The following is a 26,689-nucleotide window of genomic DNA, read 5'->3' as shown; positions in this document are numbered from 1 at the left end:
GCCAGGTATGGCAGATCCCGAGGCTGTCAGGTCTTCGCCCGCCGTCCCCTCCACTCCTGATCCGATTCTGGTCGGGAGTGGGCTGACCAAGGCATATTCTTCAGTCGGCCGTGGGAAGGTGGGGAAGGCCGCAGTGTCGGGAGTCGACGTCTCCCTCTCCCCCGGGGAGTGTCTGGCGATCATCGGTGAGTCAGGCTCGGGCAAGACCACCCTCTCCCGCCTCCTCCTGGGCCAGTTGAGGCCGGATGCCGGGCAGGTGACATACCGGGGGGTGCCCGTCCTGGATGGGTTGTCGTCCGACAGGTCCCTCGCCCAGGACTCCGCCCTCGTCTTCCAGAACCCCTTCGCCTCCCTTGATCCCCGGTGGACCATCGGCCGCTCGGTTGCGGAACCTCTTCTGGCTGCGGAAAGGAGGGATGGCAAATGCGGATGGGGTCGCCGTCGTGTCGATGAAAGCGTCGTCGATAGGGTTGCCGATGTCCTGTCCCGGGTGCGGCTCGACCCGGCCCGGTTCATGGCTTCCTATCCGGCGGACCTTTCCGGTGGGCAGGCTCAGAGGGCTGCCTTGGCCCGAGCACTGATCGCGAAGCCGCGAATCCTCCTGGCCGATGAACCGATGAGCGCCATTGATGTTTCGGCCAGGGTGGGGATTCTTCATACGCTCCAATCGGTCATGGCCGAGTCCAGGCAGCAGTCCCGTTCATCCGACGCGATGGCGATGATTATCATCTCCCACGACCTGGGCGTGGTCCAGCACATAGCGGACAGGGTCATGGTGCTCAGGCGGGGAGTGGTTGTGGAGGAGGGGCCTGTGGAGGCCATACTTGCCCATCCCGGAGAGTCCTATACCCGGCAGCTCGTTGCTGCGGCGACCATGTGATTGGCTCCGCCCGAGATTCCGTCCATACGTGAGTCAGCGGGGACGGTGGCGGGCAGCCGCTCAGGGATCCGTCCCGATGGCGATTGACCACATGGTCATTTCGCCCACTGCGTCACTCCCGGCAAGGCAATAGACTGGAGAATCATGGTGGACGTAGAGGATGCAGGACGGGCGCTGAAGCGATATTTCGGGTATGAGTCCTTCAGGCCGGGTCAGGGTGATCTGGTCAAGGCCGTCCTGGGTGGACAGGACTGCCTGGGCGTTATGCCGACCGGGGCCGGCAAGTCGATTTGTTATCAGATTCCAGCCACCCTGCTGGATGGTTTGACCATGGTCATATCGCCTCTGGTCTCCCTGATGAAGGACCAGGTGGATGGGCTGGAGGATGCCGGTATTCAGGCTTCATTCGTCAACTCCACCCAGGATATGGATGAACAGGCCCTGGCTCTGGCCCAGGCGGCACAAGGGCGGAGCAAGATCCTGTATGTGGCCCCCGAACGGTTGGACGCCCCCAGGTTCAGGGACTTCGCCCAGCGTGTGAGGATATCCCTACTGGCTGTGGACGAGGCCCACTGTGTATCCCAGTGGGGACAGGACTTCCGTCCCTCCTACCTGGGTATCGGCGACTTCATCAGGTCCCTTCCGCAGAGGCCGACGGTTGCGGCCTTCACCGCCACGGCCACCGAGAAGGTGCGTCGCGACATCGTATACATGCTGGGCCTGAACGACCCTTATGTGGCGGTGACGGGGTTCGATCGTCCCAACCTCTTCTTTGATGTGATCAAGCTGGAGACCAAACACAAGAACAGTTGGGTTGCCCGGTACGCCCGGAAGCACCAGGACGAATCGGGCATCGTCTACTGCGCCACCCGTAAGGAGACCGAAGCCCTGGCCGATGACCTGACCAAGGTCGGCATTAGTGCCGTCAGCTACCACGCAGGCATGGATGCCCAGGACAGGGAGCGAGCGCAACGGGACTTCGTCAACGACAAGGTGCAGGTGGTTGTAGCCACCAACGCCTTCGGTATGGGCATTGACAAGTCCAATGTGCGATATGTGATACACCACAATATGCCGGAGAGCATCGAGGCTTACTACCAGGAGGCGGGCAGGGCCGGACGCGATGGGGAGCCCGCCAGATGCTCCCTGCTCTGGAATGAGAGTGACATAGTCACGCGCAGGCGGCTGCTCGACATGGATAGCGGGAATGACCGCCTGACCGGTGACCAGGCCGAAGCGGTCCGGGCCGAGCACCGGCGTCTGCTCAATGTCATGATCGGATACTGCCGGACCACCGGCTGCCTGCACCAGTACATGCTGCGGTACTTCGGTGAGGAGATGGCACAGGCCGCCGCCGGTCCGTCGCCTGCCGCCGCCGACAAGGGGGAATCCGCCCAGGTCGGACGCTCCGGAGCGGGGAGCGAGGAGGGTGAAGAAGGGTCAGGCCAGGATGGTTGCCGTAATTGCTCCAACTGTCTGAGCACCTTCGAGACCATCGATGTCAGCGACGTGGCCCGCGCCATCAGCAGGTGTGTGCATGATGTCAACCAGGGGTTCGGATCGGGGAAGATCACCCAGATACTGCGGGGGTCGCGGTCGCAGGACCTCCTTCGGCGTGGACTTGATCGATGCCCCAGCTACGGGGCCCTTTCCTCAGTTCCGGAGGCGCGAATCCGCGATGTGCTCAACCAGATGGCCTCGGACGGGTACCTGAATATCACCGAAGGCCGGTTGCCCATGGTCCACTTCGGACCCAAGGCCGCGCAGACGGTCGCTCCCCACTTCCACTATGAAATCAAGCGGACGGAGCGGCGGGGAGTGGCTGTTGCCGTGGACGACCAGGATACCGGCAGGGTCCACGGCGCCGGCTCCTCCTTGGGCGATGCCCCCTCCTCGATGATGGGGGAGGACGGCCTCGACCAGGCCGGGGTCGGCGATGTCAGCCCCGCTGATGAAGAACTCTTCCAGAAGTTGCGCGATCTGCGAACCGTCATAGCCAGGGAAATAGGGAAACCTCCCTACATCGTCTTCTCCGACAAGGCCTTGCGAGATATGTGCCGGCTCCGTCCCACCGATGATGCTGCCTTCCTGGCGGTCAACGGTGTGGGGCAGCACAAGCTGGAGCAGTATGGTACCCGGTTCATGAAGGCCATCGCCGATTTCTCCACCGAAGGCGGGGTTGAGGGTTAAGAGACGCAGAGATGGACGAAGAGGCAGATAGACCGGTCGGCCTACCATGAAACGTATACGATTTCATCAGGGTCGCCTTCCATTTGGGGGCGGCTGGCAGGAAAGGAAACGAATATGGACGACAAGCCTGTAGTCGAAAGCTTCGAACTTGACCACACCAAGGTCAAGGCCCCCTATGTCCGTCTGATTGACGAGGAGGAGGGCCCCAAGGGCGACATCATCTCCAACTATGACCTGCGCCTGGTCCAGCCCAACGAGAACGCCATACCGACCGGAGGCCTCCACACCATCGAGCACACCATCGCCGTGCTGTTGCGTGAACGGATTCCCGGCTACATCGACTGCTCACCGTTCGGTTGCCGCACTGGATTCCATCTCCTGGCCTGGGGTCGTCATTCCACCGAGGAAGTCGCCAAGGCACTGAAGGAGTCCCTGGAGTTCATCGCAGAGAAAGCCACCTGGGATGATGTACCCGGTACGGAAATCACCTCCTGCGGCAACTACCGTGACCATTCCCTTTTCTCCGCCAAGCAGTGGAGCCGCGACATCGTGGACGCCGGTATCAGCTCCGACCCCTACGAGCGCAAGCTGGTCTGACTTCGACAGAGATTTGATTCCGGGACCATCGAAGGTCCCGGTTTTTTGTGCCTGATGACGTATATGGGGTATGCCGCTTCCTGCTGCGCTAAGCCGGAGTATGCGGTTGCTGGCTTGCCGTGAGGGCCGGTCGTCCCAGGTTTTCGCACGACATTGGAACACGGAATGAGCAGGAGTATTCCCCGATTCGCTCAATGCGTAGTGGTTTTCCCACGACCCGCCATTGGTTACACTCGTACATCGGCAAAGCGCAGGGGCCTGGAAACCCCTGCCTCTCAGGTTAGAAAAGAGGTGCCAAGAGTGCGCAGGTACGAAATGGAAACGGCTCGTTGGATTCGCCATGCCACCATGGATGACTTCGATGCCATCATGTCGGTCTATGCCTATGCCCGCAAGAAGATGTCCGAAACAGGCAACCCACGCCAGTGGGGCGACAAGTATCCGTTGCCCGAACGTATCCAGGCGGACATCGAGGGAGGGCACACCCTCCTCCTGGTGGATGACGCGGCGGCCCTGGCCGACCCTCCCGAGGATCCGAACTACCCGGAACCTGAACTGGACGAGCATCGCGGCGAGCACGAGCGCATCATCGGTGTCTTCGCCATCTTCCATGACGAGGACCCTGACTACAGGGTCATCGACGGAGAGTGGTTGGATGACCAGCCCTACACCACCATCCACCGGGTGGCCTCCTCCGGTCTGGGACGTCATGCAGCCCACGACCTGCTGAGCTGGAGTATGCGCCATTTCGAGAACGTTCGTGCTGATACCGGAATGAAGAACTATGCCATGCAGCACATCCTTGAGACCCACGGATTCACCAAGTGCGGAAACATCGTCATGCCCCAGAACAAAGATATCGACCAGGTGAGGCTTGCGTATCAGCGCCATGACGTTACGGACGGCACCGCCTGTGGTCCGAAGGACACAGCCAGGCAACTGCTTTCCGTATAAACGAAGGCAGCAAGGATGATGTGCCGTTCATGCCCCGATAAGCGGAAGTCGTGGACGGTGTAAAGCAAGAGAATCACGGTCCCCCTCCTCTCCCGGAGGGTCTGTGGTCCACGGGACGGCAAGTGCCGGTATGGTCAGGGTATGGACCATACCGGCACTTTTTGACTCAGGCCTGTCGCACAATGGTCCCATGAGTTTGAATGCAGCACCGTCCTGGGACTTCTCTTCGGATGCCGGCCGAGATAACTACGAGAAGGCCCTGGAGGCTTATCCCGGCCAGGTCGTCGTCGACCTTGCAACCCTCAAGGCCAACATGGGGGAGCTGGTCAGCAGGGTCGGGGAGTCCGGGTCCGGTGCGCAGGTCATGGGTGTGGTCAAGGCCGATGCTTACGGTCACGGTCTGATACCGGCCGCCTTGGCCGCGCTCGCGGGAGGTGCCACATGGCTCGGAACCGCCCAGCCCCGTGAGGCTCTTCATCTTCGAAGGGCAGGTATCGGTCCGGACCGGTGCCGGATACTGACCTGGATGTACAACGTCGACAAGGCCCCCCTGGATGACCTCATTCACGCCGACATCGATTTGGCTGTCGGTTCCCTACACATCATCAATCGGGTGGAGGAGGCGGCCAGGCGGGTCGGCCGTCCGGCCAGGATACATGTGAAAGTCGATACGGGCTTCGGTCGTAACGGGTTCACGCCGCAAACCTTCGACTCGGCCCTGGAAGAGCTGGGCCCCCTGGCGGCAGAGGGTGTCCTTGACGTCGTCGGGCTCTTCAGCCACCTGGCAGTGGCCGATATGCCGGACGTCCCTGAGTTCGTTGCCTCGACCGACGCTCAGATCGCCTCCTTCGAGGAGTTCGCCCGTCGCCTGACCGCGGCTGGAATGAGGCCGATGATTCGCCATCTGGCCAATACCGCCGCAACCCTGAGCCGTCCCGATATTCACTACGAACTGACCCGCCCCGGTATCGGTATGTATGGGTACGAGCCGGACCCCTCCATGGGCAGGTCCGTCGATTATGGCCTCAAGCCAGCCATGACCCTCCAGGCCCAGCTGAGCACGGTCAAGGATCTGGAGGCCGGGCACGGGGTCTCCTACGGTCGCACCTATTTGACCAGCTCCGATACCTCTACGGCCATCCTGCCCCTGGGGTACGCGGACGGCATTCACCGATCCGCATCAGGATTCGATGTCCAGGGTTCCACCGGAACCATCCACCAAGGTGGTCCGGTTCGACTGATGACCAAGCAGGGGCCACGTCTTGTGCGAGTCTCGGGTCGGGTCTGCATGGACCAGTGCGTTCTGGACCTGGAGGGAAAGGCCTCGACCCTGGGGGTTGGGGAGGGCGACACGGTGGTCCTGTTCGGACCCGGGCGAGGTGAGTCTTTCTGCGAGCCCACCGCCGACGACTGGGCCAGGGCGGCGGGGACCATCAGTTATGAGATCTTCACCTGCCTGCGCAACCGGATACCCAGACTCTATCTGCATGCCTTCGAAGTCATCCGCCCCGAGGATATGCACCTCCTGGACCCGGCCACCGTTCTCTGAGATTGACGGTCATGCCCGATGATCCAGATCGAATCTTCCGCCTTGGGAAGATGGACAGCCGGTGGTGTCCGTGTCGGACCAATTGCTGCTGAGTCGCTCTGAATTGGTGAGATGTCCCACAATCCTTGCCCGGACGGGAGAATCGTTCCCCTATATCCTTGCCAAGCTCCCGTCTGCGTGATGAGATGAAGGCATGAGCACATATGCAGGTAAGGAACCAAGCAGCATTTCGTACACGGCAGTTGCCGACATCACTGGAGGCCGTAATGGTCATGCGGTCAGCCACAACCCTGATCTCGCCCTGGATCTGGACACTCCCAAGGCCATGGGAGGCCAGGAAAACGGAACCAACCCCGAGCAACTGTTTGCCATAGGGTGGGGTGCATGTTTCCAGGGTGCCATGGGGCTGGCCGGCAAGGAACTGAGGGTGGCGGCCACCAAGCTGGCCCAGAGCAAGGTCAGGGTCCATATCTCCCTGGGTGACGAGGGCGAATCCTTCGGTATCAAGGCCAGAATCGAGGTGGTCCTGCCCGGCATTGACCAGGAGACGGCCCAGCGCCTGGTTGACAGGACCCAGGAACTCTGCCCCTATTCCAAGGCCACAGCGGGCAATGTTCCCACAGAACTGGTGGTTGTCGATTCGCTGGACTGAATTCTTGGACTGATCGAGACCCCCACGTTTCGAAATACCTGGTAATGGACGGTGGCCCAGCCTTCCGGCAGGTGGTCCTCTCTATCGGAGCGCCATCTGGTTCCGAGTTGTGGTTCCCGTACCGGATGGGGGACAATTGGAACATCGGTAGGGGATAGGGCAGGTGATGTTTCTGCCGGCTCGCAAAAGACTGACGGTTGTTTTGGTTCGGAAGGAGGCCCACCCAGATGGAAATCAGTGGAAGGCAGCGCCTCAGTGATGAGGGCTACACGGCCTTCGATGAGGAGCGCTGGGCTCCGGAGCCTCCAAAATCCAACTCCCGTACAGCCTTCGAACGTGATCGGGCACGGCTGGTCCATTCCTCCGCCCTGCGCCGCCTCGGAGCCAAAACCCAGATTCTGGTGGCGGGAACCGATGATTTCGTCAGGACCCGTCTGACCCATACTCTGGAGGTCGCCCAGATAGGCCGCCAAATCGGCACCATGCTGGGTTGCGACCCCGATGTGGTCGATTGTGCCTGCCTGGCGCACGATTTGGGTCACCCGCCCTTTGGGCACAACGGTGAGCGGGCGCTTTCCTCCATCGCCTCCTCCATAGGGGGATTCGAGGGAAACGCCCAGACCATGCGGCTCCTGACTAGACTGGAACCAAAGGTCTTCCATCCTGATGGCCGCAGTGCCGGTGTCAACCTGACCAGGGCGGCCCTGGATGCCGCCGTCAAGTATCCCTGGACCTTGGCCGATGCGGCTAAACACCCCAAGGGGGAGCGGTCTGCCAAGTACTGCGTCTATCCCGATGATGAAGAGGTCTTCACCTGGCTGAAGCGGGATGCGCCCGTCAACACTACGCCGATGGAATGCCAGGTCATGGACCTGTCCGACGACATCGCCTACAGCGTGCATGACGTGGAGGATGCCATCGTCATGGGCTCATTCGATCCCCTTGTCCTGGCCGACCCGAGGGTCATGGATGGGGTGGTCGCTGCTGCTCGGTCCTGGTACGGCGAGCGCTGGGATGCGGATTTGCTCGTGCAGGCCCTGGGAAGGATGAAATCCATGCTTCCCCTGCATTTCAACGGTTCGCGTCGGTCCCTGGCCCAGCTCAAGAACATGACCAGTGCCTTGATAGGACGGTTCGCGGGGTCTGTTGAGGCCGCCACCCGTCAGAAATACGGGCAAGGCCCTCTTACTCGGTACTCGGCCACCGTGGTCATCCCCGAGGGAACATCATACGAAATCGTGGCACTGAAGGGGATCGCCGTCTACTTCGCCATGGAGCCCAGGGAACACGAGCCCTTCCATGAAGAACAGCTGAAAATCATCACCGACCTGGTGGAGGTCATGATGGCTGATTCCCCCAACCCCTCGGATGCGCTGGAAACGGTCTTCCTGGAGGACTGGGTAAAGGCTGGATCCGACGATGAACGTCTCCGCGTGGCTGTCGATCAGGTGGCCTCGCTGACCGATGGTTCGGCCTTGTCGCTCCATTCCATCATCTGCCAATAGGTTCGACAGGCCAGGGACCCCTACTGTTTCCCTGTCTGATCGAACCAGTTCCCGCGCCACGGCTAGGCTGGAGTATATGCCAGGACTGATCAAGAAAGACGACATCGAGAAGGTGCGGGCCAAGGCCGACCTGTATGAAATCGTATCCGAGAGCGTGACCTTGAAGCCCTCGGGTTCGGGAACATACGTGGGTCTGTGCCCCTTCCACGATGAGAAGTCTCCCTCCTTTTCGGTCCGACCCTCCATGGGGGTCTGGCATTGCTTCGGCTGCGGCTTGGGTGGAGATGTCTTCACCTACGTCGAGCGGGAAGAGAACGTAGAGTTCGGTGATGCGGTTGAAATCCTGGCGGACAAGTACCACATCGAGCTTCACTACGACAATGACCGCAGGGAACAACGGAAGGGGTCCAAGAGGGCCCGGCTGCTGGAAGCCAATGAAGAGGCCCAGCGGTTCTTCGTCTCACAGATCATGACCAAGGAGGCCCTGGCCGCCCGCAAACTCCTGGCAGGGCGAACCTTCACCCAGGCTGACAGCACCCATTTCGGATGCGGTTACGCCCCTCGCGGCTGGGACAACCTCGTTCGTCACCTCTCCACCAAGGGATTCACTCAGCAGGAGATGCTGGATGCGGGGCTGGTCAGACAGGGTCAGCGCGGTATCTATGACTACTTCCGCGGCAGGGTGACCTGGCCCATTCGCGACTCGACGGGCCGCACCCTGGGGTTCGGTGCCCGCAAGCTCTTCGAGGATGACAGCATCGGTGCCAAGTACATCAACACCCCCGATACCCAGCTCTACCGGAAGAACCAGGTTCTCTACGGTATCGACCTGGCCAAGGATGCCATCGTCAAGAAGCGCCAGGTGGTCATCGTCGAGGGGTACACCGATGTCATGGCCTGCCACCTTGCCGGTGTCGATACCGCTGTGGCCACCTGTGGAACAGCCTTTGGGGAGGATCACGCCAAGATAGTCCGCCGCCTCATTTCCGACGATGCCCTGGGGGCGATTCAGCTGGTGGGGCCTGTCCGGGGCTCCCGTGTGGTCTTCACCTTTGATGGGGACGCAGCGGGACAGAAGGCCGCCCTCCATGCCTTCGGGCTTGACGGCAGCTTCCTCACCCAGACCTTCGTGGCTGTGGCGCGGGACAACCTGGATCCCTGTGATCTGCGTATCCAGCATGGAGACCAGGCGGTCAAGTCCCTGGTGGACGAGGCAAGGCCCCTCTATGATTTTGTGATTGATTCGGCCATTGACATGTTCGATACCCAGTACACGACCGGACAGATGGGGTCGGTCAAGGCCGTGGCGCCTATCATCGCCCAGATCAGGGACCACTCGCTGGTGGACATCTATACCCGGAAGGCGGCCCGCAGAATCGGTGTGGATCTGGACCTGCTTCAGCGGGAGGTCAGTGCCACTCGGCGGAGTATGCACATACGCGACCAGAGCGCCTATGCAGTCAGGCAACCCCGGTACGGCAATGCTGGGAGGGAGCCGTCCGATCGGAATCCCTACGAGGAGTCTGCGCGTCGCCGGGAGCTGGAGAAGAAGGATGCGGCCGACCAGGGATACTACAGGATTGACGATTCCGTTTTTATCTGCGAGCAGCAGTTCATGGGCCTGTTGATTCAGATACCTCGCGCCGTCAATCGTGATGTGTATAGCCAACTGAGCGTCGACAGCTTCGTGGTTCCCATCTTCCGCACCCTCTATCAGGCCGTGGAAGCCGCAGGCGGGCTGCCAGCCGCAGACACCCCACAGGGTCTGTGGATGCACAATCTGAGCAAGGAGGCTGGGCCCTTGCTGGAGTCCGCCATCAATGAGCTGGCGGTCATGCCCCTGCCCTTGGCTGCTCCCGACAAGGATGCGCAGTCTCCGGTATCGGGCCGCGTCGGTCCTGCCGGTGGTCCGGGTGCCGGTCAGGAAGCGGAGCCTGCCGCAAACGCTGCGGCCATACAGCTCAGAGAGGCCACCGCAGAAGAGCGGCAATACGCCTCGGAACTTCTGGCCAGGCTTCTTGATGCCACCTATATGCGGTTGATTTCCGCCGCCCGTCACCAGATGAACCGACTTCCGGATGGTCAGGAGAAGTTCGACCTTCTGGGCAAGATCACCGAGTATGAAACCCTCCGTAAGGAACTCAGCAACCAGGTGTTCGGCAACGTCAACTGACTGAGGAATGGTAGTGGTCCGGTTTGCATCCTTGCTTGAAAAAGGGAGCGGACCGGGTCCGGGGTGGTGGTGAGTCCTGTCGATAAGCTGTCAGTATGGAAAACGACTGGCAGAGCGAAGTGCCTATATCCGGCGGCGAGGCTGTAGAAGCATGCGAAATCTCCGATTCGCCAAGGGGCGGTACCCGCTGCTCTGGCAGGATGGACGGGGATGGGCTCCCTCTGGCTGTCTTCTGGGATATGGACGGTACCCTCATTGATTCGGAGCCTTACTGGCACCAGGTGGAGATAGAGCTGACGCAGCAGTATGGCGGGTACTGGAACGACGAGATGGGGTGGCAGGTGTCAGGGAAACCGCTTCCCCAGGTTGCGCGACTTCTCAGGGAGCATGGGCTACAGGTTCCCGAGGAGGATATCCCCGGTATGCTCATCGATGGTGTTGCCCGCAAGGAGCAGGAGCGCATGCCTTGGATCAGTGGGGTGTTCGACCTCTTGAAGGCCCTGTCGCAATCAGGTGTCCCCTCTGTTCTGGTCACCACATCACCGCGGCGCATGGCCCGGGCGGTGGTCGAGCAGGCGCCCCGAGGTGCATTTGTGGATTTCGTCTGCGGCGATGACGGGCTGGCCCAGAAGCCTGATCCGGCACCTTATCTACATGCGGCGAAACTTGTGGGTATAAAAGAAGACGATTGCATGTCCGCCTGCATCGCCTTCGAAGATTCGGCGACGGGCATTAGATCGGCGGTTGCTTCCGGTGCCACAACGATTGCCTTCACCGGAGTCACCCCCAATCCACGTGTCGATGGCCCGCAATTCGCCTCCGTTGACAGCTATGTCGGTCTCGGCCCGAGCGATCTGGGCGCCTTCGTGGCAGGCAGGGGTTCCAGGCTGTAACCCTGACCGTGTGATAGCAAAGCCTGATGGATGACTTGCAGGCCCATTGCCTTTTTTGCAACCAGCTGTTTCTGTGTCGCCCTGGTGACTGGCTTTGGGCCGGGGGTAGACTGTCACGAACAAGCTGAGATTGGAGAAGTTGATGAGTAAGGGGAATCGGATGTCGGGGGACGTGTCGGGCAGGGTGTTTACCCGTCGGAATCTGGGTATCCTTGCAGGAATCATGGCCTTGGCGGTCATGTCACGGTTCGATTCCATCATCTCGCCTTCGGTTGCGGCCATCCAGGCCTCCTTCCCTCATGCCGACCCATCCACGGTGGAGTCGGTGGTGTCGGTAGGTGCGTCGGCCGCCATCGTTTCCGCCCTCCTTTTTGGTCAGCTCATGACCTGGATGAAGTTCAGAACCGCCGGCTGCATCAGCTGCTTCTGCATCGCCCTGGGCGGGTTGCTTCCCCTGCTCATCCATGACAACGTCAATCAGCTTCTTGTCTTCGCCCTGGTGGTTGGCTTCGGTGTGGGCATCACGACGACGATTCTTCCCAGTCTTTCCGCGCGCTTCTTCAGGGGGGATCGGCTGGCGGGACTCATGGGGGTGGTTCTGGCCGTCCAGGATGGTTCATCCATGCTCATCCTTGCGCTGGGAGGTTTCCTGGCTAAGGGCGGATGGCTCCATAACTACTGGCTGTATTTACTTGCACTGCCCGCCCTGGTCATGGTCTTCTTCCTGGTGCCCAATGTGGGCACGGTCGAGGAGGGCGAAGCGGAAACCTCCCGTTCGGATTCTCCGACACACGAAGTGGGGCAGCAGTGCTGGTGGGGTATCGCCTCCTGCATCCTGATAGGATTCCTCAGCATCTTTTTGGTGGCTGTTCTCTACAACAAGCTGGCGGTCTACATAGCCGGTTACGGCCTGGGGGATACTGGCGCGGCAGGTCTGGCATTGATGTTCAATACGGGGTCCTCCGTCGTGATAGGACTCAGCATCAACGGCATCCGGCGTCTACTCCGCGAATGGACGATTCCTGCCGCCTTTGCCCTGATGTCCGTGGGCGCGCTCCTCTTCCTGACCACCCGCTCATTCCCCCTGGTCTGCCTGTCCGCCTTCCTGGTGGGGTCGGGCAGTGCCATCATCATGGCCACAGGCCCCTTCCTTCTATCCAATCTGACCCTTCCCAAGCGGTACCCACTGGTAATGGGCATCTTCTCGGCCACCACCAGTCTGGGATTCACCACTTCGACCTGGGCCTTCAAGGGACTTTCCGGCCTTTTGGATTTGAATCCGGTGACCGGCAGCTTCGCCGGTATGCTCGTGATTTCCCTGGTGGCGGCGGTCATCCTTGCGGCAACGCGGTTCCAGAGGCGTATGGAGACCCACTTCATCAAAGGGTGAGTCGGTTCAAGGACGCAGTAAACCGGAGTGCCCGGAATGACCGTGGACGGGTCCGGTTCGACGTCTCAATCCTTGTCGATGGCCTTGTTGGAAGTCTGCACCTCCAGGAGGCATCCTTTCGGGGAGGCGAAGGGCTCCAATCGGGTCCTTGTCCGAAGTCCCCTGCCTGCCATGATCCCCTGGATCATGCCCAGGTGGATGGTGCAGATGATGGGGTGGGCTAGGGCGTCATCCATGAAGGGGCAGGCCGTCAGATAGCAGCTTCGTTGATCTTCTCCAACGGGTTCCGGCTTGAACCCCAGGTTTTCCAGGACGTTCAGTGGCGGTCCGGAAGGGTTTGACGGTGAAGATCCGCCGGCTGATCGGTGTTCCCGATTGGACAGGTGCCGGCCCCAGGTCCTCCCTGCTTCAAGGGCGGACTCGACTCTGGCCTGAGGGTCGGCGATGGATGATTCCAGGGCTATGCAGAGCGAGGCAATCATGTCCTCCCTTGCCTGCTCCTGGTCTGCCGGAGTGTAGATGATACTCGGCCTTCCGCGGCCGCTCTTGTGGCTGTTCGGAGAATTCGCTCCGGCGGTCTCCGCTTGGTGGCGAATCAGCCTGCTCTGCTTCACCAGATGTTCGAGATGGAAGCGGGCTGTTGTCGGATGGATGCCGAAGATCATCCCGACTTGATATGCGGAGAGGCCCGGGGCGCCGGAGCGGGTTTCCCCCTGAATGCGGTCGAGGATTGCGGAACGCAGAGCTTCCCCGTTTCGTCGTTTGGCGGGGGTCTCGTTTCCGCTGGAAGGGGTTTGAATTTCCTGACTCATCGATTAAATTGTATAACTATCCAATTAAATTTGAAACCACGGCAAGGTGGTCGATTCCATGCAGGATGACAAGACGACGCGCAGGACCGGAGACAAGGCTGCCCTGCCCAAAGCAAGGATTGCTCTCCTGGTCGGTGCGGGACTGGCGGCCCTTCTCGGTCTGGTTGCGGCACTGATTCGTGCCGACCTGATTCATCCCTCCGGCAGGGTCCCCCTGGCCGACCTACATGGAGGCTTGATGGTCTACGGGTTTCTGGGCTCGGCCATAGGCCTGGAACGGGCAGTGGCTTTCCGCTCTGGCGGTCCCGGCAAGCCGCGCTGGGGATTCCTGGCTCCGGCCATGGGCTTGCTTGGATCGCTCCTGGGCATCATGGTCCTGGTGGCTTCCGCTTTGGGTGCCCAGTCCGGGGTTCTCAGGATTGAGCTCTTGGCAGGTATTCCCTGGACCCTGTCCATGTTGGCCTTGACGGCTGTGTATGCGGCCATATGGCGCCGTCAGGCATCGGCTGAAGTGCTGATACAAACACTTGCGTCCTTGTTGGGTCTGGTCGGGGCCGCCGGTTGGGTGGCTGGATTGGACTCCGCCGTTCTTTCTCCCTCCTGGTTGCTCTTCCTGGTACTGACCATAGTGGGGGAGCGGGTTGAACTGACCAGGGCCGCTTTTTCGAGTGTTCGTTTGGAATCGGGGATACTCGGTTTGAGCCTCCTGCTGGTGCTGATGTTGCCTGCCCAGTGCATGGCTCCCCAGGTTGGGTATCCGCTTCTGGGATTGTCCCTGGCCCTGCTTCTTCTGGTTATGGCTGGTAACGATGTGGCCAAAACCACCTTCCGACATGGTGGACTGCCTGGATTCATGGGAACCTGCATGATGTCCGCCTACGGATGGGGTCTGCTGGCGGCTCTGATCTGGATGGTCGCCCCGTTGGATTCGCAGACCTATTGGGGAGACATGGCTCTGCATGCCCTGGCCATAGGGTTCATCCTGACCATGGTCATCGCCCACGTGTGCATGATCGTCCCCTCGGTCATCCGCAGGCCCCTGCCCTTCCACCCATTGCTCTGGGTGGCCTGGGGCTTCATGCAGGCCGGACTCCTCATTCGGCTCCTGGGTACCATTCGGCTCTTCACGCCCATGTGGAAGGTGGGGAATGCCCTGAATGTTGTGGGGATGCTGTCCATGATGATGACCGTGGTCTACCTGGCCGCCTGCGGGAAACGGATTCTGGCATCCAAGCGGCAGCACCGCCGGCAGGGTGAGAATTCGGTAGACGGAATGCCCGAGGCGATTGTGCTGCGCAACGATTTGGTCCTTACCGCCATTACCGTCCTGCTCCTGGTCGCTGGAATGGTTCTGATGGTGATTCGTCCCGGGCTGGTCAAGTCGGCAGGAGACACATCCGGTATCGGGAATGGTTCGGTCCACGCGGTGGAATCCGGCGTGATGCCGGCGGAAAATGTCAAACCCACCGGACATGTCACCCAGGTGACAGTTGGGGTGAAAGGCATGGCTTTTGCGCCTGACGTAATCACCGTGCCGGCAGGCGACCGCTTGGTCGTGGACTTCCGGAACACCGGCGACCAGAGACATGATTTGGTTTTTGCGAACGGTAAGGCGACAGGTGTGGTCCCGGTCGACGGGACCGCGCGTATCGATGTTGGCGTAATCGGGACGGATACTCTCGGCTGGTGCTCCCTGGCAGGGCACCGCCAGATGGGTATGGAGCTGAAGGTCAGGGCCAAGGGGGCGGCATCCACGGTCGGTGACCATCACATGGAGGGTATGGCGACGATGGGGTCTGGAGATGTCGCGGACTCCTCCATTCCGACAGCCGCCAAGCTCAAGACCCAGGCCGAGAAGTCCGATCCCGCATCAGCGGCCCTTCCGCCCCTGAAGGACGGAAATCGGGCGGGAGTCCGGCAATATGTATTGGATATCAAGGAGCGCAAGGAAAAGGTGGCTTCCGGGATCGAACGGACTGTGTGGAGCTTCGACAACGCCGATGACCCGCGTGATTCGGATTCGCGCCCCCGTGCCGAGGGCCCGGTGCTCAGGGGGCATGTGGGCGACACCTTCGAAGTGACCGTTCGGAACAAGGGCAGTATGAGCCACTCCATCGATTTCCATGCCGGCCCCGCTGTGCCGCAGGTCATGATGCGCAACATCGAACCCGGCAAGGACCTTCGATACACCTTCGAAGCAGAGCACGCGGGTATTTGGATGTACCACTGCAGCAGCGACCCCATGTCCAACCACATAGCCAACGGTATGCATGGGGCGGTGGTCGTGGATGATGGCACTCTGCCGGACGTTGATGCCGAGTATGTCCTGGTCCAGTCGGAAACATATCTGGGTGCCAGGGGTGGAACGGCCGATTCCGTCAAGGTGGCGTCCATGAACCCCGACATCATGGCCTTCAATGGTCGGGCATTCCAATATGACGCCCACCCGCTCGGGCTCAAGGTTGGCGGTCGGGTCCGCATATGGGTGCTGGATGCCGGTCCCAATCAGCCCCTGGCCTTTCATGTGGTCGGTACCCAGTTCGATACGGTCTGGACCGAGGGGCGTTATCTGATTGGCGGAACGTCTGCTGCGGACCCATCCGTATCGGCTTCTGCCGGTGCCCAGGTCCTGCCCCTCCTGCCTGCACAGGGTGGCTTCGTGGAATTCAGTGTTGACCAGCCTGGTGACTACCCCATGGTCAATCACACGATGAGCCTGGCCGAAAAGGGCGCACACGGACTCTTGCGGGTCTCATGAGTGATGACAATATAACTGCATATCGATGATGCCGCTTGACTTGACCTGGCTCGACTGACCGAGGCTGAGCGGGCAGGACCGCGAGCGCTTGGCGGAAATGTACGGCAGGTGAGGGCGGAGATAGCCTCCATCCGGTATGGGGCCAGGGAAAGCGAGGTCCGCGACCTGGAACGCAAATACAAGGGTGTGTGCTCGTGATTTGGCTTGGTTTCTTTTTGCAACTTTGTGTCGCACATGTGTCACACACTTTGGGGTGTTGTGATGATTGGTGAGCTATAGAGAAACCCTCACTTCCCAATGGGGAGTAGGGGTTTTTGGTTGGTGACCCCGGCCGGATTCGAACCGGCGACCTACAGATTAGAAGTCAGTTGCTCTATCCAGCTGAGCTACGGGGCCAAACGTTACCATTGTACCCACAGGGCCAGCCCGGCGAGTTACCGGCAGACGGTCGGTGCGCGAGGGCCGGTACTGGGCCCAATGGCATGGACTAGTCTTTACCGTGAAGGGCGGCGATGATGGAATCGGTCATATCCTCTGTGTTCAGCCCGTACCGCTGATTGAGGGTGGTCAATGGCACACGGTCATTGATTTCCTTGTCGGCGCCGAAGGTGAGGACTTGGATGGTGTTGGATTCGAGGCTGGCTGCGATTCCTTGTCCCCATCCGCCCAGGAGCTGCCCGTCTTCCATGGTCACCACCAGACGGTGGTTCCGGTCCAGTGCTTGCAGGGTGGTCAAGTCGGGATGTGAGTACTGATGGGGATCCATGACCGTCGCATTGATGCCGGCCCGCTCCCGGAGGGAATCGGCGACCCGGCAGGCTTGGGGAAGCATGTCGCCCAGCCCCAGGATTGCCACGGTATTGCCCTTTCGCACGATTCCGTAGGAGTCCCACGGGTCCTGGGAATCAGTGCCGGTTCCGGAGTGGTTGGAATCTGGAGCCATCCCGGGTTCCATGGACAGCCGACCCTCCAGGGTATCGGGCAGTCCGGCCGCACGTTCGGAGGCTAGGATGCGTTCTCCTGGCACTCGAATGACGACAGGACGGCGGGCGGGGCCGGTGGCCCAGGCCAACATCCGGAGGAAGTCGTCGCCGCTCCCGGGCGCCAGGCAGGTCAGTCCGGGGATGGAGTTCATCATGGCGATGTCGCTGGCGCCCGAGTGGGTTGCATCGGTCCCGGATATTCCGGTGGAGAAGTTCAGCAGGGTGATGGCGCTCCCATTGATGGCCATCTCTTGCTCGATTTGGTCATAGGCCCGCTGGAAGAAGGTGGATGAGGTCGCTACGACGGGGGTTCCGCCAGCCTTGGCCAGCCCGGCGGCGAAGGCCACGGCGTGTGATTCGGCGATACCCACATCCAGATAGTGCCGTCCCGCCTCGCTACGGAACTCGGGATCGATGCCATTGGACAGGGGGGTTGCGGGGGAGATGACGACCAGTCCGGGGTCGTTCTGGAATCGTGGCAGGAGAGCCTGCATGGCCATTCTCCCGTAGACCTTACGGGAATTGGCTGCCTTGCTGTTGGCTTTGATGCCGTTCTGCCAGTGGTTGGCCTCCACCTGCCCCTCGGCCGGCAGGGCCGGCAGGGTGGGGTCATCCACCCCGGCTCCGGGTTCTTCGCCTCTGCCCTGTCCGAGTCCGAGCCCCTTGCGGGTGTGGATATGGACCACCACCGGATGATCGATGTCCTTGACTTCCGAGAAGGCCTGCACCAGGGGGCCTATGGAATTGCCCTCCTCCACATATCGGTAGTCCAGGTTGAGATCCCGGAAGGGATTTCGCTCGGATTGGCCGCCGGTGGCCCGCAGGGCGGCCAGTGACCGGTAGAGTCCGCCGTGGTTCTCGGCGATGGACATTTCGTTGTCGTTGACCACGATGATCAGGTTGCCGCCCTGTTCGGCTGCCCAGTTCAGGCCTTCAAAGGCCGGGCCGCTGCTCAGGGCGCCGTCGCCTATGAGGGCGATGACGTTTCCCGTGCCTCCCGCAAGGTCTCGGGTCTTGGCCAGGCCGCAGGCCAGGGAGATGGAGGTTCCGGTGTGTCCAAGAACGAAGTCGTCGTATTCGCTTTCCTCCGGGGATGTGAAGCCGGAGACTCCGCCAAAGCGCTCGGGGTTGGTAAAGGCCTGCTTCCGACCGGTCAGGATCTTGTGGGTGTAGGCCTGGTGGGAGACGTCGAAGACCAGGTGATCATGGGGCAGGTCAAAAACCCTGTGCAGAGCGATGGTGGCCTCCACGACGGCCAGATTGGATCCGAGGTGCCCCCCGTATCGTCTGCAGTAATCGATCAACAGGGTACGGATTTCCTGGGCCAGGCGGTCCAGCTCATCCCCGGTCAGGTTTTTCAGGTCCTGAGGGGAGTCGATTCCATCGAGAAGTGTACCCATGCCTGTCAGCTTTCCCGTCCTTCCGGTCCGTAGACCACGACCAACACGATGCGGCAACGATTCTATCGGCTGGGTGATGCGATGTCTTCCAGAACCCCATATGTTCACGATGCCCGGCCCTAACATCCATCAGACTGACACGATTCGCATGGCAGGAGTTCCGGTTGGTCGATGAACTGGGTGATTCGGCCTGTTTTTCAACGGGAATCTCTCCGGGGATGGGTACTATCGAAACTGCCGAGCGAGGGAGATCCGAATGGTTGATACAGACGACGATAAGGCCCTGGTTGCAGTGGTGATGGGGTCATCCAGCGATTGGGAGACGATGCGGGAGGCCTGCGCGGTTCTGGACAGGTTCCAGGTCCCCTACATGAAGCAGGTCATTTCGGCTCACCGGACGCCGGGACTCATGGCTGACTTCGCCCATGAGGCTCGGTCCAAGGGCATCAGGGTCGTCATCGCCGGAGCGGGGGGTGCCGCCCACCTGCCTGGTATGTTGGCTGCCCAAACCACCCTGCCGGTCATTGGGATACCCGTTCAGTCACGTGCTCTGAGTGGCGTGGATTCCCTTCTCTCCATTGTTCAGATGCCCTCCGGGATTCCTGTGGCCACCACCGCCATCGGCAAGGCGGGAGCCACCAATGCCGGCCTGCTGGCCGTCAGTATCCTGTCCACAACGGACCAGGGTTTGGCGGCGGACCTGGCGGATTATCGCGAGGGACTCGCCAAGAAGGTGGAGGAGTCGAATGCCGAGCTTGTCTGAGGAAACGGCGGGGCGTATCGATCATCTGGAACCCGGCGCGGTCATCGGCATCGTCGGGGGTGGTCAACTGGGGCGGATGATGGCTCTGAGCGCCAGGTATCGCGGATTCCGCATCGGCGTGCTGGACCCTATGCCCGACTGTCCGGTGGGGCAGGTGGCTGATTTTCAGATCACGGCCGACTATGACGATCGGGATGCAATCCGTCGGCTGGCGGAGCGCAGCGATGTCCTGACCTACGAGTTCGAGAATGTTGACGCCGAGGCCTTGGACGGGGTCCGGGACCAGGTGGCCATTCCCCAGGGGACCGAGCTTTTGCGGGTCACCCAGGACAGGGTCCACGAAAAGACCTTCGTCAACCGGCACGGGTTTGCAACAGCGCCCTGGAGGCAGGTCGATGGGATGGACGACCTGGAGAAGGCCTTGGATGAGTTGGGTTACCCGGCCGTGCTCAAGACGCGCACTGGCGGCTATGACGGCCACGGGCAGATGGTCCTGCGGTCGGCGGACGACCTGGGGCAGGTGGCCGAGCGGACCAGACAGGACGCAGCAAGAGGAGCGGGGTTCCCGCCCTCGATTTTGGAGGGATTCGTCGATTTCGCCTTTGAGGCCTCGGTCCTGGTGACCGGCAACGGAAGCCAATATGTGACCTTCCCGATGGTCCGCAATGACCACCGACACAACATCCTGCACATGACCCTGGCACCGGCCGGGGCCGGCCGGGAGATCGAGGAGGAGGCCGGACGACTGGCCCTGAGTCTGGCTGAAGGATTCAGGCTGGCCGGCACCCTGGCCATAGAACTCTTCGTGATGCCGGACGGAGGCCTGGTGGTCAACGAGATGGCCCCCCGTCCCCACAATTCCGGTCACTACACCATCGAGGCCTGCTCCCTGGATCAGTTCGATGCCCACATCCGAGGTATCGCCGGATGGCCCCTGGCTCAGCCACGTCTGCTCAGTCCTGCCGTTATGGTCAACATCCTGGGGCAGCATGTAAGGCCGGTCTTGGAGCAGCTTACAGATCATCCTGAGTGGAACCTGCACGACTATGGCAAGGCCGAGGTGCGGACCGACCGGAAGATGGGGCATCTGACCGTCCTCACCGATGACCCCCGGGCCGCGGCTCGGGACCTGGAAGCCTCCGGCTGCTGGGATGACCTGCGCTGAGCCGAAACCACTTACCTCTTTAGTCGGGGTGCTGTAGGGTGGAATGGCTTAAGGAGGGCTCTGAACGATGACCACCAGTGCTTCCAGGAAGACCAGGCAGAAGGACGCCGTCTGGCAGGCCCTGCGCGCGCAGGATGATTTCGTTTCGGCCCAGGACCTGTATACGGTCCTGAACGATTCAGGGAGCCATATCGGTCTGGCCACTGTATATCGGCAACTCAGTGCCCTTCACCTTTCGGGGAACCTTGACTGTATAGAACACGGCGGAGTGCGTCTGTACCGGATCTGTGCAGCGCAACGCCGCCATCACCATCATCTGGTCTGTGAATCATGTGGAAGGACCGTCGAGATCACGCCCCCGGATGGGGGGTGGCTCGACTCGGTGGCGCAGGCATACGGCTTCACGGTCTCGTCCCATACCCTTGAGGTCTATGGCCTCTGCGGCGATTGTCAGGCGGCCCCGGTCGAGCAGTGAATCGGTGGTCTGGCCTCAGGCGGCCGGGTGGTCCGGTTGGTCGTTTTCCCTGTCGGTTTCTCCGGGTTGCCCGGTATCCGGCTTCCTTCTTCCGGCCCTCTCTTTGGAGGAGCTGCTGGGCATGATGGACTTCAAGGCATCCAGTGCCTGGGATGCCTTGAGATCGGGCAGATAGGCCTGGAGTACCGACAGCCCGATCTGTGCCAGCTGGGCGGGGTCGGGGTAGCAGATGTAGACAGGATGTTCAGCCGGTTGGAACTTCTTCTTGAAGAAGAAGAGTGAGTGGAACCCGTAGGCAGGCTCCATCAAATCGGCCACCATGCCCAGAACGTGCTGGAGGAACTCGGTGTTGCTTGGTGCCTCGTCCTGGTCGGGGTCCATTCCGGCCAGTGGTGCAGCCGAGAGGCTCATGAATTCGACGGTGCCCTGGTCGCGCAGCCTTTCGGCCATGCGGGCTATGAGGAACTCCATGATTCCGTTGGGGCTGTCGGTCCGGTGCCGCATGAAATCCAAGGTCCATCCGATGATCTGCCCCTGCCGGTAGGTGGGCATCCAGCTGGTCACCCCGAGGACCGTTCCCTCGGCGTCAATCGCATAGAGGATGGCCATGCGGGGGTCTCGGAGCTCGTCCAGACCGCCCAGGGTGAACTTCATTTCGGGCAGGGCCTTGAGCTCTGCCCACTGTTCGGATATATCCACGATCTGGGACTGGACATCCCAGGGTGCGTCGTTGAAGGTGGTCAGCACGTCGGTGATATTGTCCCGCTTGGCCTTGTTGATGGCGGTGCGGATATCCTGCCATTTCTTTCCTCGGGTCTGCCACTGGCTGGGGGTGACGACCATCTCCGAGCCCACTTTCAGGGTGGACCAGCCCCGGAGGGCCAGCTGGTCCCGCTGGGGCTTGTGGACGCTGTAGAAGACCGGGGACCAGGAGTGCTCGGAGCAGTACCGGGAGAAGTCATCCAGATCCGTCATGAATTCGTCCGGGTCGCCGAAGGGGCCGGTGGTGGTCAGGGCGATGCCGTGCATGACCCGGTAGGCGATTGCCGACCGGCCGGTGGGTGAGAACCAGTAGTTGTTGCCCTCCCAGGTGGTCATGAACGACATGCTTTCACCGCCGGTCTGAACCAGGGCGCCGGCCCGTAGGCGCTGGCTCTCATTCTGGATGACGGAGGAACGCATCCAGGCCAGGAGGACCACCAGGAAGACCATCCAGAAGATGAATCCGACCGCATCGCTGACCACCAGGCTGGTCAGCGTCCGGGGAACCATGAAGGGGCGGAACCGTCCGGCAATGCCGTTGGGGAGGTAGAGCTCAGGCAGTTCGGACATGACCGTGTTCAGTGTTGCCCTGGGCCGGAAGGACCAGGGGCTTGCCGTGGCGAAGGCGATGTACCCGACTGCCGTGGTCACGAATCCCACCAGGATCGCCACCCAGCCGATGCGGATACGGGAGGGTATGGTGCGCACCAGGAAGACATGCATGTTGCGGATGATGAAGAGGCAGAAAACCAGTGGAGGGAGGGCGATGACCAGGAGGGACGGGATGGCTCCGTGCCTGATGGCCTGAGGCAATCCGTCGCCGATGGTCATGGGGAAGACCAGATAGTAGAGCAGGGCGAGCACCACGGTCAGACCATTCAAAGCCAAGCTTGCGGCGGCCGCCACCCGCCGACCGTGGTAGATGCCCCAGGAAATGGCCAGCATGACCAGGGTCGGCATAAGCAGGGTCAGCAGGGCTCCACCGATGGTGTGGTTTGGCGTGAATCCATACTGGGCATAGCAGCTGGCCTGGTTGTCCCTGGACAGGCAGCGTGCCAGGCTGGTGCTGGTGGCATGGTTCGGACTCAGGAACATGCCCAGGGGGGTGAAGAACCCCGCCCTGACCTTGGATGAGACGGTTACCAGGGGGCCGAGCGCAAGGACCGTGGAAATGGCTCCGAGGAGGTGTCTGGTCTCATAGGCTCCGCTCTTGCCCGGCAGGTCGGCATCCTTGACGGGGCCGTGCCAGATGTGGCCGACCATGTGGCCGATCAGGGCCGCGGCCAGGGTGCAGTAAACGCCTGGATTGCCGGTGTAGAGGACCAGGAGGATAAGGGCCGTGTATCCGATCAGCCCGATTCTTCTGCGCCAGAGGAAATCGCTGAAGGGGATGGAGGCCATCAGGGCGCCGATGACCAGTGCTATCGGATTCAAGGTCATGGGGATGCGGAGGAACCAGGACCAATGGTCTTCCAGGGCATTGATGCCCGCGCATATCAGTAGGCCAACCACAGCCCCGCCCATGGCGCTGATCAGGGAGGCCATGATTGTTCTGCGCCTGCCCAGGCGGGTTTCCGCGATGCAGAGCACCACCAGAACCAGGAGGGAATCGACAATCAGCTGCCCGGGATTGCTGGTGATGAAGAGGGTGATGAGGAGTCGTGCGAATTGGAGGGGGAGCCCTGGCGCATGGGACCCGGGCGGGGGCGCCAGGTGCTGGCGGGCAATCAGGTCGGCCAGGGGGGTTCCCATGCGGGTGGAACGGGGTATGCCCAGGAACCATATGATCAGCCATGAAAAGAGATTGACGGTCACCAGGACCAGGGTGAAGGTCAGGGCAAGAACATGTCGCTTCATCCACCTGATTGCATCCTGGGCCAGAACGGCCCGGGCGGACTTCTCCATCATGCTCGGGCCTTGCTGCATTGTTTCCATGTTCGCTTCGATTCCTGTTCCTGCCGATGGTCTGTGGTGATTACTGCAACTGCAGTCTGGTGATATTGGGATGGTCTTCGATGGCTCGGTCCATGGGGCCCATCCCCATACGTTCTCCCAGCCATTCCAAACCGGGGCTCCAGGCGGTCCTGACCGTATGCCAGTCGTGGCCTGATCCTTGGGCCACGACCACCTCAACCGTCATTCCAGCGGATTTGGCGGCCTTGGCGATGGTCATCATGCTCTCCCGGGAGTGGGGGTCCTGGGAGCCGGCGGCCGTGAAGAGGGTCTGCTTGGACGGTGCTTTGGCGGCGATGGCCTTGGTCGGGACCTGGGCCAGGAACCTGGAACGGTCGCCGCCGAAGTAGTCCCGGATCATCTGTTCCTGCTTGCCCTGGGTGGGTTCCAGCTCCCCGTCGGCGGGAAGGATGTTCCCGTAGATTTCGGGGTGGCGTGGTCCGAGCTGGGTGGAGCAGGTGCCGCCCTGGGAGAATCCGCCGATGGTCCACATGGAAGGCTGGTTGGCGACTGGCAGGTGTTCCCTGATCCAGTTCGGTACGTCTCGGCTCATGTAGGCTTCCGCATTTCCGTAAACGGGGGAGTCCACACAGAGGCTGTTGTGGGTGGAGGATCCGTTCTGGTCGGGGGAGACGACGATGGGTGCCAGTCCGTTGTGACGGGTGGCGTAAGAATCCATGAGCGATGGGATGCCCGCGGCGGTGAAGAGACGGTCGGGGCTGCCGGGCTGACCTGCCAGGAGGACGAAGACGGGCAGTGCGGGTGGTTTGGGGCTCAAGGCCGCCGGTGGCAGATAGACATCGGCGGGGCGGGCGTGGAAGCTGGACTCGCTGCCGACGATTCTGACTGTATATGCCTGCCCCCGGGTTGGATGCGGTGGTGTCTCCCCCCTGGAGGCCAGGCCCTGCCAGTCCGCAACCGACATGACCGGCTGTTTAAGGGAGGACTCTTTCAGTTCCTGGTAGATGGGCACGCTGAAGATGGACCCGATGGTTGTGTATTCCCCGTATATGATGTCGATGCGCAGGGCTGCGGACAGAACCGTGAAAAGTATGGTCAGGGCGGCCAGGGCCCGTTTCCATCCATGATTGTGCATCAGGGCCATGGTTGCGAATCCGGCGGCAAGGCAGCCCAGACCAACGGTCAGGATGACCATCCAGCCCAGGGATACCCCGAAGACCATGAAGACATCGGAGACAAGCCAGGCCAGGAGGAGTCCAGTAGCGCCGCTGATGAGACCAACGGCCACTTGACGGAGCAGGTCCCTGGGGCGGCGGTCCAGGAGTGCCATGACAATCAGGGCCACCAGCGTCAAAGCGGTCAGGGTGAACAGGGTGGTGGGCAGTCCCCCTGATGTCAGACGAATCCGAGACAACCACTTGAGCATGGGTTCCTTCCAATCAAATCATCGTCCCGTTCGGTGTGTGGACCGTCCCGAACGGGGTGGAATTCCGTCTCTGCTGATGACTGTTTTACTCCTATTTGCCCCCGCATTACGTTCCCCTGGCGCAAACTTCAATACTATCCAGTTCTCTTCACGGGTAGCGCTACTCCGAACCTGGCCGAATCCCGTGGTGATACAGGCCGGGCCGTCGGCGTGTCGGCCCGGGGCACCGGGACTGTCCACAGGGTGGAGGATGCTACTCTTATTGATAATCAATCTCAGTAAAGTTATCCGGATGTAACAGGTCCGGAGAAGGAGCCCGTGAGCAACCATGCCCAAACGCAGTCTTCTCTCATCCCTCCCATCCATTGTGGCTGCCCTGGTCTGCCTGGCCCTTCTGGTTTCCACGGCAGCCTGTGGTGCCTCCGAGCAGGGTGGGCAGGGTTCCGGGCCGATTTCCGTGGTCACCAGCATCAACCAGTGGTCCTCCCTGGTCACACAGCTGGGCGGGGACCAGGTCGAGGTGAAGACCATCCTGAAGAACACCTCCACCGATGCCCACGACTACGAACCCACCACGGCCGATATCGCCATGATCAGCAAGGCCGACCTGGTCATCGTCAACGGGGCCGGGCTGGATGGATGGGCCACCAAGGCCGCCAAGACCAATGGGACGGAGCTCGTTGACCTGGCGGCCCGATCAGGGCACCGGACGGGCGACAATCCGCATATCTGGTTCTCCTCCCAGGCCCGGTCCGATGCAGCCAAGGCCGTCACCCAGGCTTACAAGAAGCTGCGGCCCCAGGAATCCAAGCAGTTCGACAGCCTCAATAAGGCCTGGAACCGGAAACAGACCGAGCTCAAGGAGCGTATCGCCAAGGTGGGGGAGGAGACCAGGGGGAAGCGGTTCGCGGCCACCGAATCCGTGGCCAACTACCTGACCGAGGACCTGGGCATGGAGGATCTGACCCCGCAAGGGTACCTGAGGGCGGCGGCCAACGAGAGCGAGCCGTCTCCGGACGATATCCGTCAGTTCCAGGAACTTCTCAGAGAGGCCAAGGTGGACCTTCTGGTCTTCAATTCCCAGGAGTCCAACAGCGTCACCGACCAGATCATGGGGGCGTCCATGGCCTCCAAGATTCCCGTTGTCCGGGTCAGCGAGCAGATGCCGTCCGAGTATCAGACCCTGGAGGATTGGATCGACGCTCTGATTGAGGAGTTTGCCACCGCCGCCGATTGAGTCCGGTAGTGCCCGACATGCCACCCTGGCCTCGCTGCCTGCGTGGAGGGGCCCCGGTGGAGGCGCGACGAACCGGTGCGGATCCGGAAAGGGATTCGGGTGAAGCCTCTTTTGCCTGCGGATTGTCTCATCGGCTGTGAAGAATTGCCTGGTATGGTGTTTCCGATGATTCCATCATCGTGCAGATTGTGAATTGTATTGAGGTCAGGAG

Annotated in this window: 19 protein-coding genes and 1 tRNA gene; 15 read left to right on the top strand and 5 right to left on the bottom strand. The window is 61.2% G+C overall.

The window, feature by feature from the left end; genetic code table 11:
• Positions 1-7 precede the first annotated feature (7 nt).
• The 10 genes from H3V08_RS04535 to H3V08_RS04490 all read left to right on the top strand — a co-directional run bounded on the left by H3V08_RS04535 (position 8) and on the right by H3V08_RS04490 (position 12,783).
• Entirely contained in the window at positions 8-880 is an 873-nt protein-coding gene (locus tag H3V08_RS04535; RefSeq protein ID WP_232340131.1) for an ATP-binding cassette domain-containing protein, read from the top strand.
• Between the two features lie 144 nt (positions 881-1,024).
• Positions 1,025-3,070, top strand: a complete 2,046-nt coding sequence (locus H3V08_RS04530; protein WP_198181743.1) for a RecQ family ATP-dependent DNA helicase — start codon at positions 1,025-1,027, stop codon at positions 3,068-3,070.
• A gap of 114 nt (positions 3,071-3,184) precedes the next feature.
• Complete coding sequence (locus H3V08_RS04525; RefSeq protein WP_033490487.1) at positions 3,185-3,667, top strand: S-ribosylhomocysteine lyase; 483 nt, start codon at positions 3,185-3,187, stop codon at positions 3,665-3,667.
• 315 nt (positions 3,668-3,982) lie between these two features.
• Positions 3,983-4,621 carry an N-acetyltransferase gene (locus H3V08_RS04520; protein ID WP_198181742.1) on the top strand — a complete coding sequence of 213 codons (639 nt, stop codon included), beginning with the start codon at positions 3,983-3,985 and terminating at the stop codon, positions 4,619-4,621.
• A gap of 190 nt (positions 4,622-4,811) precedes the next feature.
• Positions 4,812-6,170, top strand: a complete 1,359-nt coding sequence (gene alr, locus H3V08_RS04515) for an alanine racemase (protein WP_198181741.1) — start codon at positions 4,812-4,814, stop codon at positions 6,168-6,170.
• 193 nt (positions 6,171-6,363) lie between these two features.
• Positions 6,364-6,822, top strand: a complete 459-nt coding sequence (locus H3V08_RS04510) for an Ohr family peroxiredoxin (protein ID WP_033490485.1) — start codon at positions 6,364-6,366, stop codon at positions 6,820-6,822.
• Positions 6,823-7,049: 227 nt separating this feature from the next.
• Entirely contained in the window at positions 7,050-8,327 is a 1,278-nt protein-coding gene (locus H3V08_RS04505; protein WP_198181740.1) for a deoxyguanosinetriphosphate triphosphohydrolase, read from the top strand.
• Between the two features lie 76 nt (positions 8,328-8,403).
• The gene (gene dnaG / locus H3V08_RS04500; RefSeq protein ID WP_198181739.1) at positions 8,404-10,500 is read left to right on the top strand and encodes a DNA primase; all 2,097 of its coding nucleotides are present in this window, start codon (positions 8,404-8,406) and stop codon (positions 10,498-10,500) included.
• A 95-nt stretch (positions 10,501-10,595) separates the two neighbouring features.
• Complete coding sequence (locus H3V08_RS04495) at positions 10,596-11,393, top strand: HAD family hydrolase (RefSeq protein WP_442859343.1); 798 nt, start codon at positions 10,596-10,598, stop codon at positions 11,391-11,393.
• 142 nt (positions 11,394-11,535) lie between these two features.
• The gene (locus H3V08_RS04490; protein ID WP_198181738.1) at positions 11,536-12,783 is read left to right on the top strand and encodes an MFS transporter; all 1,248 of its coding nucleotides are present in this window, start codon (positions 11,536-11,538) and stop codon (positions 12,781-12,783) included.
• A gap of 65 nt (positions 12,784-12,848) precedes the next feature.
• Here the strand turns inward: H3V08_RS04490 and H3V08_RS04485 are convergent, their stop codons facing one another.
• Entirely contained in the window at positions 12,849-13,595 is a 747-nt protein-coding gene (locus H3V08_RS04485) for a helix-turn-helix transcriptional regulator (protein WP_198181737.1), read from the bottom strand.
• 58 nt (positions 13,596-13,653) lie between these two features.
• Between H3V08_RS04485 and H3V08_RS04480 the strand changes: the two genes are divergently transcribed.
• A complete protein-coding gene (locus tag H3V08_RS04480; RefSeq protein ID WP_198181736.1) occupies positions 13,654-16,353 on the top strand; it encodes a multicopper oxidase domain-containing protein in 2,700 nt (899 codons plus the stop codon).
• Positions 16,354-16,672: 319 nt separating this feature from the next.
• Here H3V08_RS04480 and H3V08_RS04475 read toward each other — a convergent pair.
• Both H3V08_RS04475 and H3V08_RS04470 read right to left on the bottom strand, forming a co-directional pair.
• A tRNA-Arg gene (locus tag H3V08_RS04475) sits at positions 16,673-16,749 on the bottom strand.
• A 91-nt stretch (positions 16,750-16,840) separates the two neighbouring features.
• Positions 16,841-18,736: a 1-deoxy-D-xylulose-5-phosphate synthase gene (locus H3V08_RS04470; protein ID WP_198181735.1), complete on the bottom strand. Its 1,896-nt coding sequence runs from the start codon at positions 18,734-18,736 to the stop codon at positions 16,841-16,843.
• A gap of 256 nt (positions 18,737-18,992) precedes the next feature.
• Between H3V08_RS04470 and purE the strand changes: the two genes are divergently transcribed.
• The 3 genes from purE (at position 18,993) to H3V08_RS04455 (ending at position 21,139) form a co-directional block, all read left to right on the top strand.
• Entirely contained in the window at positions 18,993-19,499 is a 507-nt protein-coding gene (gene purE, locus H3V08_RS04465) for a 5-(carboxyamino)imidazole ribonucleotide mutase (RefSeq protein ID WP_198181734.1), read from the top strand.
• Positions 19,483-20,664, top strand: a complete 1,182-nt coding sequence (purK, locus tag H3V08_RS04460; protein WP_198181733.1) for a 5-(carboxyamino)imidazole ribonucleotide synthase — start codon at positions 19,483-19,485, stop codon at positions 20,662-20,664. Before purE ends, purK begins: the two co-directional genes overlap by 17 nt.
• 67 nt (positions 20,665-20,731) lie before the next feature.
• Positions 20,732-21,139, top strand: coding sequence for a Fur family transcriptional regulator (locus H3V08_RS04455; protein WP_033490467.1), 408 nt, complete (start codon positions 20,732-20,734; stop codon positions 21,137-21,139).
• A gap of 15 nt (positions 21,140-21,154) precedes the next feature.
• Here H3V08_RS04455 and H3V08_RS04450 read toward each other — a convergent pair whose 3' ends face one another.
• Entirely contained in the window at positions 21,155-23,836 is a 2,682-nt protein-coding gene (locus tag H3V08_RS04450) for a bifunctional lysylphosphatidylglycerol flippase/synthetase MprF (protein ID WP_232340129.1), read from the bottom strand.
• A gap of 40 nt (positions 23,837-23,876) precedes the next feature.
• Entirely contained in the window at positions 23,877-25,241 is a 1,365-nt protein-coding gene (locus H3V08_RS04445; protein ID WP_198181732.1) for an alpha/beta hydrolase, read from the bottom strand.
• 328 nt (positions 25,242-25,569) lie between these two features.
• On the opposite strand from H3V08_RS04445, the gene H3V08_RS04440 reads away from it, so the two are divergent.
• Positions 25,570-26,478, top strand: coding sequence for a metal ABC transporter solute-binding protein, Zn/Mn family (locus H3V08_RS04440; RefSeq protein ID WP_198181731.1), 909 nt, complete (start codon positions 25,570-25,572; stop codon positions 26,476-26,478).
• Positions 26,479-26,689 lie beyond the last annotated feature (211 nt).

This window comes from Bifidobacterium sp. M0307, from assembly GCF_016100445.1.
GTDB classification, from domain to species: domain Bacteria; phylum Actinomycetota; class Actinomycetes; order Actinomycetales; family Bifidobacteriaceae; genus Bombiscardovia; species Bombiscardovia coryneformis.
The sequence above is the reverse complement of the archived record's forward strand: the minus strand, read 5'-3'. Positions and strand labels throughout refer to the sequence as shown.